Origin of the sequence: Clostridium sp., from assembly GCF_036639235.1 — a bacterium.
Taxonomy (GTDB): Bacteria; Bacillota; Clostridia; order Clostridiales; family Caloramatoraceae; genus Clostridium_AB.
In genome coordinates, this window is sequence record NZ_JAVWJB010000013.1 from 1 (window position 1) to 14,399 (window position 14,399).

At 34.5% G+C, this 14,399-nt stretch carries 15 protein-coding genes and 1 tRNA gene; 2 read left to right on the forward strand and 14 right to left on the reverse strand.

All coding sequences use genetic code 11. The features are described 5' to 3' along the window. Window positions 1–200: 200 nt before the first annotated feature. Window positions 201–1,322 carry a site-specific integrase gene (locus RR539_RS05225; protein WP_332500238.1) on the forward strand — a complete coding sequence of 374 codons (1,122 nt, stop codon included), beginning with the start codon at window positions 201–203 and terminating at the stop codon, window positions 1,320–1,322. Window positions 1,323–1,452: 130 nt separating this feature from the next. Here the strand turns inward: RR539_RS05225 and RR539_RS05230 are convergent. The 5 genes from RR539_RS05230 to RR539_RS05250 all read right to left on the reverse strand — a co-directional run bounded on the left by RR539_RS05230 (window position 1,453) and on the right by RR539_RS05250 (window position 6,729). Next, window positions 1,453–1,549 (reverse strand) — tRNA-Sec (locus tag RR539_RS05230). Window positions 1,550–1,617: 68 nt separating this feature from the next. Further along, window positions 1,618–3,525, reverse strand: a complete 1,908-nt coding sequence (gene selB, locus RR539_RS05235; protein ID WP_332483555.1) for a selenocysteine-specific translation elongation factor — start codon at window positions 3,523–3,525, stop codon at window positions 1,618–1,620. A gap of 11 nt (window positions 3,526–3,536) precedes the next feature. Beyond that, on the reverse strand, window positions 3,537–4,919 hold the full coding sequence (gene selA / locus RR539_RS05240) for an L-seryl-tRNA(Sec) selenium transferase (RefSeq protein WP_332483557.1): 1,383 nt from the start codon (window positions 4,917–4,919) through the stop codon (window positions 3,537–3,539). A gap of 16 nt (window positions 4,920–4,935) precedes the next feature. Further along, window positions 4,936–5,967: a selenide, water dikinase SelD gene (selD, locus tag RR539_RS05245; RefSeq protein WP_332500239.1), complete on the reverse strand. Its 1,032-nt coding sequence runs from the start codon at window positions 5,965–5,967 to the stop codon at window positions 4,936–4,938. Window positions 5,968–6,045: 78 nt separating this feature from the next. Further along, window positions 6,046–6,729 carry a ComEA family DNA-binding protein gene (locus tag RR539_RS05250; RefSeq protein ID WP_332474600.1) on the reverse strand — a complete coding sequence of 228 codons (684 nt, stop codon included), beginning with the start codon at window positions 6,727–6,729 and terminating at the stop codon, window positions 6,046–6,048. 109 nt (window positions 6,730–6,838) lie between these two features. Between RR539_RS05250 and RR539_RS05255 the strand changes: the two genes are divergently transcribed. Then, the gene (locus RR539_RS05255) at window positions 6,839–8,062 is read left to right on the forward strand and encodes a D-alanyl-D-alanine carboxypeptidase family protein (RefSeq protein WP_332474599.1); all 1,224 of its coding nucleotides are present in this window, start codon (window positions 6,839–6,841) and stop codon (window positions 8,060–8,062) included. Between the two features lie 47 nt (window positions 8,063–8,109). Here the strand turns inward: RR539_RS05255 and RR539_RS05260 are convergent, their stop codons facing one another. The 9 genes from RR539_RS05260 to rplU form a co-directional block, all read right to left on the reverse strand. Beyond that, the gene (locus tag RR539_RS05260; protein ID WP_332483554.1) at window positions 8,110–8,493 is read right to left on the reverse strand and encodes a RidA family protein; all 384 of its coding nucleotides are present in this window, start codon (window positions 8,491–8,493) and stop codon (window positions 8,110–8,112) included. A 148-nt stretch (window positions 8,494–8,641) separates the two neighbouring features. Beyond that, window positions 8,642–8,983 (reverse strand): ribosome silencing factor, encoded by a 342-nt coding sequence (gene rsfS, locus RR539_RS05265; protein WP_332474597.1) that lies wholly within the window; start codon window positions 8,981–8,983, stop codon window positions 8,642–8,644. A 36-nt stretch (window positions 8,984–9,019) separates the two neighbouring features. Further along, window positions 9,020–10,624: an LCP family protein gene (locus RR539_RS05270; RefSeq protein WP_332473452.1), complete on the reverse strand. Its 1,605-nt coding sequence runs from the start codon at window positions 10,622–10,624 to the stop codon at window positions 9,020–9,022. Next, a complete protein-coding gene (yqeK, locus tag RR539_RS05275) occupies window positions 10,617–11,195 on the reverse strand; it encodes a bis(5'-nucleosyl)-tetraphosphatase (symmetrical) YqeK (protein WP_332473453.1) in 579 nt (192 codons plus the stop codon). The genes RR539_RS05270 and yqeK overlap by 8 nt, the downstream gene beginning before the upstream one ends. Before the next feature lie 5 nt (window positions 11,196–11,200). Further along, window positions 11,201–11,806, reverse strand: coding sequence for a nicotinate-nucleotide adenylyltransferase (gene nadD / locus RR539_RS05280; protein WP_332473454.1), 606 nt, complete (start codon window positions 11,804–11,806; stop codon window positions 11,201–11,203). Window positions 11,807–11,939: 133 nt separating this feature from the next. Next, window positions 11,940–12,251: a ribosome assembly RNA-binding protein YhbY gene (yhbY, locus tag RR539_RS05285; protein ID WP_332473455.1), complete on the reverse strand. Its 312-nt coding sequence runs from the start codon at window positions 12,249–12,251 to the stop codon at window positions 11,940–11,942. Window positions 12,252–12,264: 13 nt separating this feature from the next. Next, window positions 12,265–13,536 (reverse strand): GTPase ObgE, encoded by a 1,272-nt coding sequence (gene obgE, locus RR539_RS05290; RefSeq protein WP_332473456.1) that lies wholly within the window; start codon window positions 13,534–13,536, stop codon window positions 12,265–12,267. 130 nt (window positions 13,537–13,666) lie between these two features. Beyond that, entirely contained in the window at window positions 13,667–13,930 is a 264-nt protein-coding gene (rpmA, locus tag RR539_RS05295) for a 50S ribosomal protein L27 (RefSeq protein ID WP_332473457.1), read from the reverse strand. Window positions 13,931–13,971: 41 nt separating this feature from the next. Continuing rightward, complete coding sequence (rplU, locus tag RR539_RS05300) at window positions 13,972–14,283, reverse strand: 50S ribosomal protein L21 (RefSeq protein WP_332473458.1); 312 nt, start codon at window positions 14,281–14,283, stop codon at window positions 13,972–13,974. Window positions 14,284–14,399: the final 116 nt, after the last annotated feature.

A 14,399-nucleotide genomic window follows, 5' to 3' on the forward strand; every position in this document is an offset into this window, starting at 1 on the left:
ATTGATAAGCTTGAAAAACAGGCAGATTACTTTGCACTAAAGCTAAATGATATAAAACTTGATGAAGTAGAAATGTGTGAACTGACTATATCTCAAATAGCTTGTTCCTTAGAGATTCCAGAAAGGGCTCTAAAACAACTTATTTGATTTATATATTTTTAACTATTAATAGAACATATGTTCAGAAAGGAGAATTAAATTTGAAAGGATCAGTGGATAAAAGAAAGGATTCATGGCGTTATAGAGTCGATATAGGATTAGATCCTGTAACCGGAAAAAGAAAACAAAAATCAAAGTCTGGATTTAAAACTAAGAAGGAAGCTCAAATTGCTTTAGCTGAGTTTATTGCTTCATATGAAAATGGAGAATACTTTGAATGCGAGAAGATCAGTCTTAGAGAATACTTAAATTATTGGTTAGAAACATATGCTAAGACAAATGTATCACCATCCTCTTACATAAGATACACTCAGTTTGCAAATCAAATTGTGAGTAAGTTAGGTGGTCTAGAACTTTCAAGTATAAAGCCTATGCATATACAAAAGTTTTATACTGATTTACAAAAAACTAACCTATCTAACTCTACTATACTGAAAGTACATAGAATGTTATCTATGTCATTAAAACATGCAGTAGGTTGGCAAATGTTAAACTACAACCCAGCAAGTGCAGTAAAGCCTCCTAGACCTCAACATGTAGAAATGAGTATATGGGATTCTGATACTATTAATCAGGTTCTAAAGGACCTAAAGGAATCTAATAGTAACTTATATATTCCTATTCTTATAGGGGCTACTACTGGCATGAGACAAGGTGAAATTGCAGCTTTAAGATGGCAGGATGTTGATTTTGTTAATGGTTTTATATCTGTTAGATATAACTTTCAAAAAATAGATAACAGCAACAACTATGCTCTTGCATCTCCTAAAACTTCAAAGTCAAATAGAAGCATTGCTATGATGGACCTAACTATTAAAGAGCTTAAGGAACATAGAAAGAAACAAAATGAATTGATAATGTTAAATAGGGATATTTATAATAATCAAGACTTTGTATGTGCTTTTGAAGATGGTATTCCATACAAGCCTGTTTATATAGGTGAGCTTTTTAGAAAATTTATGAGAAGATCTAATTACCCAAAGATAAGATTTCATGATTTAAGACATAGTCATGCAACTATGCTTTTAAAGCAGGGAGTTAATCCTAAAATAGTATCTGAAAGACTTGGCCATGCAAATATTTCAATAACACTAGATACTTATTCTCACGTTTTACCTAATATGCAGCGTGAGGCTATAGCACGATTAAACGAAATGTTTTAAGGATATCTATTCACATCTGTGTGTCCTCTTTAAAACGTTTGTGTCCAAATTGTGTCCAAATTGACCTTTCAACATAATTCATATCAAAAAATAAAAAAGGGCTACATTGCTGTAACCCTGTGATATCAATTGGCGGGAATGTGTGAGAATCGAACTCACCCACGACGCTACTAACGCCGCAAGCCGGTTTTGAAGACCGGAGGACACACCAGCATCCATCCACTCCCTTAGGACAATATTATTGTATCATGCTATAGATAAAGTTTCAATAAGAAATCTTTGCTATAGATTTTTTCTATGCAAGTACTCTCTTGTCTTCAACTCTTTTTGTTGTTTTTTCACTATCAAAGTATTCAAGTATAGGTACTGCATACTTTCTACTTGTTCCTACAAGGTCTCTAAACTCAGATGCTGTTATTTCTCCATTAGCCTTAATGTGGTTAATAACCATTTCTCTAGCTGCATCTAAGTATTCCTTCATTAGGAAGATCTCCTCTGGTAGTCTTACAAAAAGACCTGATTCTACAAGTGATGTAAATACCATTTTGGCAGCTTTTTCTTCCTTACCATATGCCTTAAGCATATCTTGAGGCTTTGGTGGCTGATACTTAGCATCCCTCATTGTCTTAAGTATTTCTTCCTTGATTTGTGTTTGTCTTTTGTCAAACTTAATTTCAAAGTCAGAACTTGCTACAAATGTTGTTCCAAGCTTTATTGTATCCACTTGTAGAATCTTAACTATTTCTTCAAATAGCTTTTGCTTAATTGTTTTACCTACTAGTTTTGTTTTAAATTCTTCTTTAGGCATTCCTGCCTTTAAAGGATTCTGTGTATGATACACATCTAGTATATTCTTAGACTCTGTTTTTAATGAATTAATAAATGAGAAGTGTAGGAATACATCTCCATCTGTTTGCGGAAGTCTGCTTATCGTTCCCTTTTCTACTAGTTTATCTACTATTTCATCAAGTCCTGCTATTCCCTTACCTGCTGATTTTATTAAATCATCTATCTTAGGGAAACTTGCACTTGTGTCCTTAAGTGCCTGTGCAACTATTTCCTCAGGCGAACCTTTTTCCTTAAGTAGAAGTTCTTCAATGATCTTAACATCACCTGTTTTATGCTTTTTAGGGTTAGGGTCTAGTACTGTTCCTCCACCTATTGTTACCATTGGTGAATAGCTTCTTATAATATACTTGTCCCCTCTTCTAAGTGCCATTTTCTCTTCTAGTCTTATTTGAATTAGTGCTGATTCTCCTGGCTTAACCTTTTCCTTATCAAGTATTACTACTCTTCCAAGTATTTCAGTTGTTCCATGATAAACCCTAACTCTATCTCTATTCTTAAGGTCTCTTGCTGCATCTTTTAGGTATTTTAGTCTACAATCAATCATCATTGTAGTCTCCATAATTCCTAATTTACCAACACAGTCTCCTCTTTTTACTTGGTTCTTCTTAATATTAGCAAGGTTAACTGCTACTCTTTGACCTGCATATGCCTTGTCTACACTTGTTTCATGTACCTGAATTCCACGAACTCTAGTCTCTTCTCCATCTGGATATATAGCACACTCGTCACCTTCTGCTATACTTCCTGAGATAAGTGTTCCTGTAACTACTGTACCAAATCCACTAACTGAGAATACTCTATCTACTGGTAGTCTAAACTCAGTATGTAAATCCTTATCTTCAAGCTCTACTGTCATCTTATCTACAGTATCAATAAGCTCTTCTATACCTTCCTTTGTAATTGATGATACTGGAATAATCGGTGCATCCTTTAAGAATGTATCCTTAACCTCTTCTCTAACGTCACAGGTGATCATTTCAATCCACTCTTCATCAACCATATCCTTTTTAGTTAGGGCTATAACCCCCTTTTTAATGTCTAGTAGTTCTAGTATATTAAGATGTTCCCTTGTTTGGGGCATAACACCTTCGTCTGCTGCAACTACAAGTACAACTATATCTATTCCACCGATTCCAGCTAACATGTTCTTAATAAACTTCTCATGTCCTGGAACGTCTATAATACCTGCTCTTTTTCCGCTTTTGAAGTCAAAGTAAGTAAATCCAAGGTTTATTGATATTCCTCTGTCCTTTTCTTCTTGAAGCGTATCAGTTTCTCTTCCTGTAAGTGCTTTTATAAGGGTTGTCTTACCATGGTCAATATGACCTGCTGTACCTACTACAATATGCTGCATAGTACCCTCCTTTAAATAATACTTGATAGTGTATCTGTTATTATTTTGTAATCATCCTTAAATAGAGTTCTAACATCAATAATAATAGTATCTTTGTATAATCTCGTAACTATTGGTATATCAGCTTCACGAAGCTTTTTCTCAAGTTCAATACTCTTTAGGGTTTTTGGTGATATAGTTACTGTATACGTATCTAATCTCTCAAGAGGCATAGCCCCTCCACCAACCTGTGAAAAGTCTTTTTCTACACTAATATCTGCCCTATCCTTAATCTTAGTTCTTAATGATTTAGCTAGTCTTGTAGCATCTTTTTTAAGGTCTTCTGCCTTCTTACTTAGCATATTAAGTCCTGGAATCTCCTGCATTGCAAGGTCCTCGTCAAGGTATAGTCTAAGTGTTGCCTCTAGTGCTGCAAGTGTCATCTTATCTATTCTAAGTGCTCTTGTAAGTTGGTTCTTCTTCATTTTTTGAATAAATTCCTTCTTACCAGCTATTATTCCAGCCTGAGGTCCACCTAGCATCTTGTCTCCACTAAATGTAACAACATCTACACCTTTTTTAATGCTGTTTTGAACTGTAGGTTCATGTGTTAATCCATACTTTGACATATCTATAAACACACCACTACCAATATCTTCAATAATAGTTACACCTGTTTTCTTACCTATTTCAACAAACTCTTCAACTTCAAGTTCTTTAATAAACCCAAGAATCTTATAGTTACTTTGGTGAACCTTTAGAATGCATCCTGTGTTCTCGTTAATAGCATTAATATAGTCTGACTCATGTGTTCTATTAGTTGTTCCAACTTCAACAAGTGTAGCACCACTTTCCTCCATAACAGAAGGAACTCTAAATGACCCACCTATTTCAACTAATTGTCCTCTAGAAACTATTGCTTCCTTGCCCTTACAAATAGTTGATAGTGCAAGCATAACAGCTGCTGCATTATTGTTAACAACAAGTGCTGCCTCTGCACCTGTAATCTTACATATAAGTTCTTCAACGTGGGAATATCTTGACCCTCTCTCTCCTAGATCAAGGTCATACTCAAGATTATTAAATCCACGGGATACATTAATAACAGCATCAATTGCACTTTGAGCTATAACAGCTCTACCAAGGTTAGTGTGAAGTACTGTTCCTGTTGCATTAATAACTCTAGTTAAATGCATTGATGACTTCTTCTTAACAAGAACCTTAATATCTCTAATTATATCTTCTATAGAATAGCTAGTTATCTTATCTTCTAGAATATTCTTTCTATATAAATCTATTGTTTCTCTAACACCTTCAACAATAATATTTCTTGATACGTTAATAGAATTAATCTCACTATTCTCTAGTAAAACGTCTACTTTAGGAAGGGCTTTCAGAAGTTCTCTTTTTTCCATCATTATTATCCCCCTATTATTTAATGTATAAATACTTGTCTTTCTTCTCCTCAACAAATCCAATAATAGATGAGTCTATATTATTATCCTTAAGCTCTTTAACAAGTCTTATAGCCTCATTCTCTGGAAGTGTGTATAGTAATCCACCTGATGTTTGTGGGTCAAAAATCAGATCCTCTATATAAATATCCTTAACTGATGACTCAAAATTGTCACCAACAAAATTTCTATTTTTGTATGTTCCAGCTGGTATCATAGCCATTTTGGCATATTCTACTGCACCATTCATAAAAGGTACATTATTACTTTCTATTGTAATAGAAACATTAGCACCCTTGGCCATTTCATATACATGTCCTGCAAGTCCAAATCCAGTAATATCTGTACAAGCACTAATATTATAGTCCCTTGCAATATCAGCTGCATACTTGTTTAGGGTAGCCATGTGATTTGATGCCTCTTCTATATGTGCTGCCTGTGCAAGTTCTCCCTTAATAGCTGTATTAATAACTCCAGTTCCAATAGGCTTTGTTATAACCATAACTTCACCAGGTTTTGCATTAGAGTTAGCAAATACCTTATCTGGGTGAACAAGTCCCATAACTGATAAACCATACTTAGGTTCATTATCACTTACTGTATGTCCTCCAACTATAATAGCACCTGCTTCTTTAACCTTATCAGCACCACCACGAAGTATCTCTCCAAGTATCTCTATATCAAGGCAATTAGGGAAACATACAATGTTAAGTGCAATTGTAGGCGTACCTCCCATAGCATATATATCACTAAGTGAGTTAGTCGCTGCAATCTGCCCAAACATATATGGATCGTCTACAATAGGTGTGAAAAAGTCTAGTGTTTGTATAATTGCTGTGTCTTCATTTATCTTATATACTGCAGCATCATCTGATGTGTCTATTCCAACTATAAGGTTTGGGTCAGAAACTTTCGGTAATTTGCACAGAACCTGTGCAAGGACGTCTGGTCCAATCTTAGCTGCTCATCCTGATGATTCTGTCATATGAGTTAACTTAATATCTTTCATGATAATCCTCCTCGGAAGTAATTATGTAAAACTTACATACATGACTATTGTATATCAATATATAAGATATATTCAACATTATTCTACTGTTATTTTGTCTTTTAGGTTCTCAAACATCTTGTCACCTATACCACTTACTTCTTTAATATCCTCAATACTTTTGAAATTACCTTCTTTTTCCCTATAATCTATTATTCTTTGGCTAATAGCATCTCCAACCCTTGGAAGAGTTTTTAACTGCTCTTTATCTGCTGTATTAATGTTTATGGTCTCACCCTTAGACTCTGACTTAATACCTCCACTAGTAGATAATGCAGAGTCTTTAGATGTAGCAGTAGCTCCATTTTCTATTTGACCACTTGAAATTTCGTTAACTCCTGGGATTCTATAATACCCCTGATCCTTAACCTCAAGTGCTAAATTAATCCCCTTAGGGTCTGCATCCTTAGTAAGTCCTCCTGCTCTACTTACTAAGTCAACTAGCCTATCTCCACCTGACACTTCATATACCCCTGGGCTTACAACATAGCCACAAACATATGCCTTAATCATTTTTGTTGAATAGATAGGTTCACTTTTATCTTTAGACACGCTTACTACCTCCTCTTTAGGAGGATTTTCCACTAGGGTTCTATTAGTATGTATCTCATCACCATTAGTATTCGGTCTATTTGTAAAATAAATAAAAGAAGCAATTCCAATCAGTATAGCTATAAACACTACTATACCTACCCTTTGCTTTTTGGATATATTAATATTCATATAAATCACCTCATTATAAATGATTACCATAATAATGAAATTTAGTCTGCACTTTTCCTAAAATTCTGTTATAATATAAAAAGCTGTTATTTTACTTTAGGAGGAAATTATGATAAAAAAAGCATTTAAAATTCTTTCGCTAATGCTAGTTTTTATGCTGAGTTTTTTCTACTGTGTACAGGCTAAAGCTCCTGTTCCAACTAACATAACCTCAGATGGATATGTTTTAATGGATATTGACTCTGGCAAGGTGCTAGCATCTAAAAATGAAAACACTAAATACGAACCTGCAAGTATAACTAAGGTACTTACAGCTTTAATTGTTATCGAAAAGGGCAATCTCCAAGATAAGATAACTACTACTAAGAATCCTACACTTGAAGAGGGAAGTAGCTTATATCTTAAAGAAGGAGAAATTATGACAGTAGAACAGCTATTACATGGGCTTATGCTTAAGTCTGGTAATGATGCTGGTACTGCTCTTGCTGAATATATTTCAGGTTCAAAAGAAGAGTTTGCTAAGGAAATGAATAAAAGAGCTAAAGAAATAGGTGCTGTTAATTCGAATTTTTCTAACCCTCATGGGCTTAATGATAATAACCACTATACTACACCTAAAGATTTTGCACTAATTGCTAGGGAAGCTATGAAGAACCCTACATTTAGAAAGATATCTTCAACGGTTTCCTACCAAATAGCGCCAACTCCTCAATTTGCCGAAACTAGATTTCTTATTAATCACAACAAACTTATAGCAACACAAAGATATAAGTATGATGGGGCTAATGGAATAAAAACTGGTTTCACTAAAAGATCTTTACATACCTTTGTAGGGTCAGCAACTAAGGGTAGTACAAGCCTACTTGTTGTATGCTTAAAAAATGGTACCCAGTGTTATGATGATACAAAACTTCTTCTAGACTATGGATTCACTAATTATGAAACAAAAACCATAATTAAAAAGGGCGATGTATTCGCTCCTATGACTCTTAAGGGCAAAGAAGATATTAACTTAATACCAACTGAGGACGTAACATACCTTGATGAAAAATCAAAACCTGCAACTGTTAAAACTAATGTTAAGTATATAGACAAGAAATCATTTAATGTGGGAGATGTAGTTGCAAAGCTTGAGGTCTCAGTAAATGGTGATACATATAAAACAATTAATTTAACAGCTGACAAGGAATATAAAACTAAGGTTGATAAGGTTTTTGATAAACTTTCACAACCAACATTAAGTAAATATATTGTTTTCCTGTGTGCAGGAATAGCAGTTTTACTTGCTATACTCCTTTTATTTAATATTAAAATTAAAAAGAATAGAAGATAAAATTATAAAGGCAGATATCATAACAAAATGATATCCGCCTTTTTTTATTACTTAGCAAGTGCTATAGCTTCAATTTCAATTAATGAATCCTTTGGTAATCTAGCAACTTGAACAGCTGATCTAGCTGGCATTTCTACTGTAAAGTATTCAGCGTAAATACCATTTACAACTACAAAATCATCCATATCCTTTAGAAATACAGTAGTTTTTATAACCTTGTCAAGACTACTTCCCCCAGCCTCAACAACTGCCTTCAGGTTATCAAGTGCTCTTCTTGTTGCCTCTTCAATATTTGAGTTAACAAGTTCACCTGTTGCAGGGTCTAGTGGTATTTGACCTGATGTAAATAACATATCTCCTACCTTAACCGCCTGTGAATATGGTCCAATTGCAGCTGGTGCATTACTTGTGTTTATAATTTCTTTTGACATATTGGTTCCCCCTATAAATAAAAAATATATTCATATATTAACATAATTTCTTATTAAAAACATTATTTTTCTATATAATTAAGCTCTAATTCATTAATCTTTAGATCAAAAAATTAAAAAAGAGGACATTACTGTCCTCTTATATTAATTAGAATATTATTTCTTCAGCATCTGACCAAAGTCTTTCTATTCCATAGAATTCTCTTTCTTCTTCAATGAATACATGAGCAATTACGTATCCGTAGTCAAGTAATATCCATCTACCAAATTGATGTCCTTCTTTGTGGATTATTTCTAATCCCTCTTCTTCCATCTTGAACTCAATTTCCTGTGCAATAGCCTTAACCTGAGTAGTTGAGTTACCAGTACATACTACGAAAAAGTCTGTTACCGTAGTTAACCCTTCAACGTTAAGTAGTCTAATATCTGTTGCTTTCTTGTCTGCTGCTGCATTTGCTGCTACATATGCTAAATTTGATGATGTTTTCAAACCATACACCTCCCTAATGCTTATTTTAGTATATTATTAGTCAATAACATCGGTTCCTAGAATTATCACTATATCTGCTGAATTATCACTAGAACGAGTTACCTTACCAGCTCCTAAATCACCCTTTACAGTGTTTGCAAAGTTTTGATTTAATGAGTACCCTATTTCGGTAGTGCTCAATTTACTACCCTTTGAGTTATCAATGCTTATAACCTTATAACCTTTAGTTTCAAGCATTTCTTTGTACTTAGCTGCAAGGCCTGACTTACCTGTTGAATTTAGTATTTTAACTGTATAGCTTGACTTATCAGCTGATACTCCCTGTGAGTTATTATTGTTTTGGTTAATAGCCTGGTCTGAACCAGTCATAATTCCCTCACCTATTGCATCCTTACCTAGTACAATCTTAACGCTATTAGGCTTTCTTCCACTTTCCTTAACGTATTTAACGTTTTGTAGGTAGTTCTTTAGGTTACTTATTCCATAAGCTTCCCCGCCGTATAATACTCTTGTAACCTCATCTTTATTTTCATAGGTTCCAATTACTCCAATTTTAAATCCTAGCTGTTCAAATCTCTTCTGGTACTGTGCTGCAAGTCCTGACTTACTTGTTGCATTAAATATATCAATAGTTATATTTTCATTATTAAGTGGTGTTGTATTATTATCACCTGATGATAGTCCTGTAATTCCTCTATATATATTTAGAACATCCTGGGACTTTTCTTCGTGAAATAAATAATACCATGTTCTATCATCTGGGTCATGGAAAGCTTCTCCTGGAAGAACCATCTTCTCAATTTTTGATGGGTCTACATCCATTAAATCTTTCCCATAACTTAAAATCTTCGATGGGTCCATGTTAGTTTGAGCATAACTTGTAGCTGTATTAATAAGTGGTATAAGCTTAGTTATACCTTCAGGTGACTTAAGCTTCTCTAGGAACTTAACCATAAATTCCTGCTGCGTCTCAGCACGCCCAACATCTCCTGTTGGATACCCTCCATTATTATTACTGTTCTTTCTCCACCTAACAAACTGCTCTGCTTTTTCTCCATCAAGATGAACTTCTTCACCCTTGTTAAAGTCAATCTGTATATCGCTTGCCTTATACTTCATATCTCTTGGTGGAATAACTGTTAACCCTCCAATAGCATCTACACAAGCTCTAAACCCTTCGTAGTTAATGCTACCATAATAGTTAACATCAACATCTAAAAGCTCTTCTACTGTCTTAATTGTAAGCTCAGGACCTCCTATAGCATGTGCTGCATTAATCTTCTGAGTCTTACCGTTAATCTTAACCTTTGTATCTCTTGGTATAGATAATATATATACCTGATCTGTTTTTGGAATATATCTAATTAGCATCATCGTATCTGATCTTTGATGCTCATCCTTACCGTTATAATCTCCTGCATCTACTCCTAAAAGTAGAAAGTTAATAGCTTCTCCGCTTTTTACATGCTTAGCCTCTACTGATGAATTAGATGTTATCTTATTACCTAGATGGTTTACATATAATGCAAAGGCACCTCCAGCTCCAACGAAGATTAATAATAACACAACTAAGAAAATTTTAAAAGGGCTTCTCTTTTTTCTCTTTAGCTCACGCTTATCTTTTCTTGATTCGTTACTCACTCTTGTTACCTCCACATAGTATTATACTATTTCTAAGTTCTACTGTAGATGGGTGGATAACCTGTCCCTTTAGCATAACGTACGACATAGTTGTATTGCATCCCATAACTAAAGCTCTATCTATGTTTTTAAAGGCCTCTTTTCTAATTTCTTCAACACCTTTAAAGTCTCTACCTTCTTCAATAAGATCAGCTATGTATATTATCTTCTCAAGCATTCCCATTCCCTTACGCCCTGTTGTATGGAATCTTATAGCGTTAAGAATATCTTCATCTGTAACGTTAAATGTTTCTTTAATTCTAATTGCTGCAACAGGTCCATGTAATAAGTATGGAACACTTAATTGAATTTCGTCTATGTATTGTCCACTTTGTTTCATATTGTTAATCATCTTATCATGTGAAAAAAACTTTGCACAATCATGTGATATAGCAGCTATTTTTGCCTTTTCTATATCAACGCCGTATTGTTTTGCTAGGCTTACTGCCATTTTCTCAACTCTTAAACAGTGGTTAAACTTTTTGTCGTTAAGTGATGCCTTAGCAAACTCTCTAATTTTATCATAAAGCATTATTATTAATCACCTCTATATAGTTTATTATCAGTTATGTATTGATTAACTTCGTTAGTTACCATGTATTTAATACTCTTTCCTTCTCTAACTCTTCTTCTTATATCTGAGGAAGATATTCCAATACTCGGAATATTAACAAGGACGTATTCTCCACCATAACGATTTTTAGTTAATTCTATAGTCTTCTCAATAGACCTTTTATCCCCATCTCTATTAACAACTATAAATCTTGCTAGATTTAAAGTTTCATGTACCCTATGCCATGTGTCAATATCAATTAGTGTATCATAACCAATAATAAAATTAATTTCAGCTTGTTTAAACTTCTCTCTAAGTTCTGTTAATGTATCATATGTGTATGTTTTTCCTTCTCTTAAAACCTCAATATCACTTACCTCAAAAAAGCTATTCCCATCTATAGCTTTGTTAAGCATATTTATTCTAGTTACACCATTAACTATATTCCTAGAATCCTTGTGTGGTGGATTACCAACTGGAATAAATATAATCTTATCGAGATTTAAGTATTCTAATACACTTTGTGCCACAATTAAATGTCCTATATGTATAGGATTAAAGGTGCCTCCATATATACCTAACTTCAACATAGATTCCGCCTTTCTCAACACAACTGAATAATTATAACTATACTATTATATCAAATTTTTTTGATTTCTAATAGTTTTAAAGGAAATTAAATTAAAGCATAAATTAAGGAGCTAAAACCTTAGCTCCTTAAACCTAGTTACTTTTCTTTTTTTGCTTTGGCAGTTCTATCTTTTGCTTTTCTTTAGATGGTCTGTATATTACAAACTTGTTTCCAATAACTTGAACTGGATCTGCTTCGATTGCTTCACATATTTCGTTACAAGCTTCTCTAGCATCAGTTAAAGAATTCTTAAGAACTGCTATCTTAATTAATTCTCTAGCTTCAAGTGCACATGAAATTTCTTTAACGTTTTCTTCATGTACCCCTTCTTTTCCAATTTGGAATATTGGGTCTAAAGTATTTGCAAGTGATCTTAAATAGCTTCTTTGCTTACTAGTTAACATATTATCCCCCTTATTAGTCTACGAATTCAAACTCAAAGTCATCCATTCTAACTAAATCATTATCTTCTATTCCCATTTCCTTAAGCTTTGCAATAACGCCTCTTCTTTCAAGGGTTCTATGGAAGTACTTAATTGACTCACTGTCATAAATATTAACCTGTAGAAGTAATCTATCAACAAGGGAACCTGTAACAACGTATACCCCTTCTTCGTCGATTTCAACGTCAAAGCTAAATGCTCTCTCTTCAGGTACGTACATTTCTTCTTCAGTAAAGTCTTCTTCAACTTCAATAGTGTTAAGTATACTTCCAACATAAAGCATAAGTTCACGAAGTCCTGTGTTAGTAGCTGCAGATATCTTGAAGATTTTCATTCCTCTTTCTTCAACATATTCCTTAAGCTTGTTAAAGCCTTCTTCATCTTCAGCTATATCTGTCTTATTAGCAACAACAATTTGAGGCTTTCTTGAAAGCTTCTCATTGTATAGCTTAAGTTCATCATTAATCTTCTCAAAGTCATCAATAGGATCTCTTCCTTCAACTCCTGAAACGTCAACAACATGTAGAAGTAGTCTTGTTCTTTCAACGTGTCTTAGGAAGTCTATACCTAGACCTACCCCTTCATGTGCCCCTTCTATAAGTCCTGGAATATCTGCAAGTACGAAACTTTCAATCCCCTTAATATCTACTACTCCAAGATTCGGAGTTAAAGTAGTAAAATGGTAGTTGGCTATCTTTGGCTTAGCACCTGTAACCATTGAAAGCATAGTTGACTTTCCTACATTTGGGAAACCAACAAGTCCAACGTCAGCAAGTAGCTTAAGTTCTAGAACAACATTTAGTTCTTCTCCTGGAAGTCCTGGTTGTGCAAAATTAGGCGCCTGTCTAGTTGCAGTTGCAAACTTAGCATTACCCTTTCCACCTCTTCCACCACGAACCGCTACAACTCTGTCTCCATGTTCCTTAAGGTCAGCTACAATCTTCCCTGTTTCTTCTTCCTTAATAAGAGTTCCAGGTGGTACCTTAATAATAAGATCCTTTCCTGCTCTACCGTACATCTTTTGAGATTCACCATTAATCCCACTTTCAGCAATATGCTTTCTCTTGTACTTAAAATCAAGAAGAGTTCTAAGGCCTTCGTTAACTTCAAATATAACGCTTCCTCCGTCTCCTCCGTCTCCTCCATCTGGTCCTCCAAGTGGAACATATTTCTCTCTTCTAAATGATGAAGAACCGTGTCCACCATCACCAGCTTTTATGTATATCTTGGCTATATCTATAAACATAGCAACACCTCATTTACAATTTAATATTAAATATATCTTTGGCAAGAAGTTATATTTTTATAACCCCTTTTTAAAATTTTAGGAAAATGACATATGCAATATAAAAAGCACCCTAACGGGTGCCTTTTTACTATTGAGCTATTCTTGGATATATGCTAACCTTTTTCTTGTCTCTTCCAAGTCTTTCAAATCTAACGATTCCGTCGATAGTAGCAAATAATGTATCATCCTTGCCCTTACCAACGTTTGTACCTGGGTGAATCTTAGTTCCTCTTTGTCTAACTAGGATGTTTCCTGCAAGAACAAATTGACCGTCAGCTCTCTTCGCGCCTAGACGTTTGGATTCACTATCTCTACCGTTTTTGGAGCTACCCACACCTTTTTTATGTGCCATGATGCCACCTCCTTAATAAGGGATTTTATATTTCAATATAATTAAGCTTCGATTTTTTCGATCTTAATCTGAGTGTATGGTTGTCTGTGTCCTTGCTTCTTTCTGTAGTCCTTCTTTCTCTTGAACTTGAAAACAATGATCTTCTTAGCTTTACCGTGTTTAACCACGCTAGCTACAACCTTAGCACCCTCAACTTTTGGTGATCCAACAGTTAACTTACCGTCCTTTGAAACAGCTAGTACCTCTGTTAGTTCTACAGTTCCATCAACATCAGCAACTAACTTTTCTACGAAAAGAGTGTCACCTTCTTGAACTCTGTATTGCTTACCACCAGTTTGAATGATTGCGTACATCTGACATGCACCTCCTCTTGCCAGTCTCGCCTATAGCAAGGCAGATACGAATATCTTTTAAGCCTGCTTCGTGCGGTTCACGACTTACATTGTAACATACATATAATTCACTGTCA

Bases quoted from the DNA above. Each gene is read 5' to 3' on its own strand.
- yqeK (WP_332473453.1), bottom strand. From the start codon at position 11,195: ATGCTTTATGATAAAATTAGAGAGTTTGCTAAGGCATCACTTAACGAC.
- nadD (WP_332473454.1), bottom strand. From the start codon at position 11,806: ATGTTGAAGTTAGGTATATATGGAGGCACCTTTAATCCTATACATATA.
- selA (WP_332483557.1), bottom strand. From the start codon at position 4,919: ATGGAAAAAAGAGAACTTCTGAAAGCCCTTCCTAAAGTAGACGTTTTA.
- RR539_RS05260 (WP_332483554.1), bottom strand. From the start codon at position 8,493: ATGTCAAAAGAAATTATAAACACAAGTAATGCACCAGCTGCAATTGGA.
- RR539_RS05255 (WP_332474599.1), top strand. From the start codon at position 6,839: ATGATAAAAAAAGCATTTAAAATTCTTTCGCTAATGCTAGTTTTTATG.
- obgE (WP_332473456.1), bottom strand. From the start codon at position 13,536: ATGTTTATAGATATAGCCAAGATATACATAAAAGCTGGTGATGGTGGA.
- rpmA (WP_332473457.1), bottom strand. From the start codon at position 13,930: ATGGCACATAAAAAAGGTGTGGGTAGCTCCAAAAACGGTAGAGATAGT.
- RR539_RS05250 (WP_332474600.1), bottom strand. From the start codon at position 6,729: ATGAATATTAATATATCCAAAAAGCAAAGGGTAGGTATAGTAGTGTTT.
- selB (WP_332483555.1), bottom strand. From the start codon at position 3,525: ATGCAGCATATTGTAGTAGGTACAGCAGGTCATATTGACCATGGTAAG.
- yhbY (WP_332473455.1), bottom strand. From the start codon at position 12,251: ATGTTAACTAGTAAGCAAAGAAGCTATTTAAGATCACTTGCAAATACT.
- rplU (WP_332473458.1), bottom strand. From the start codon at position 14,283: ATGTACGCAATCATTCAAACTGGTGGTAAGCAATACAGAGTTCAAGAA.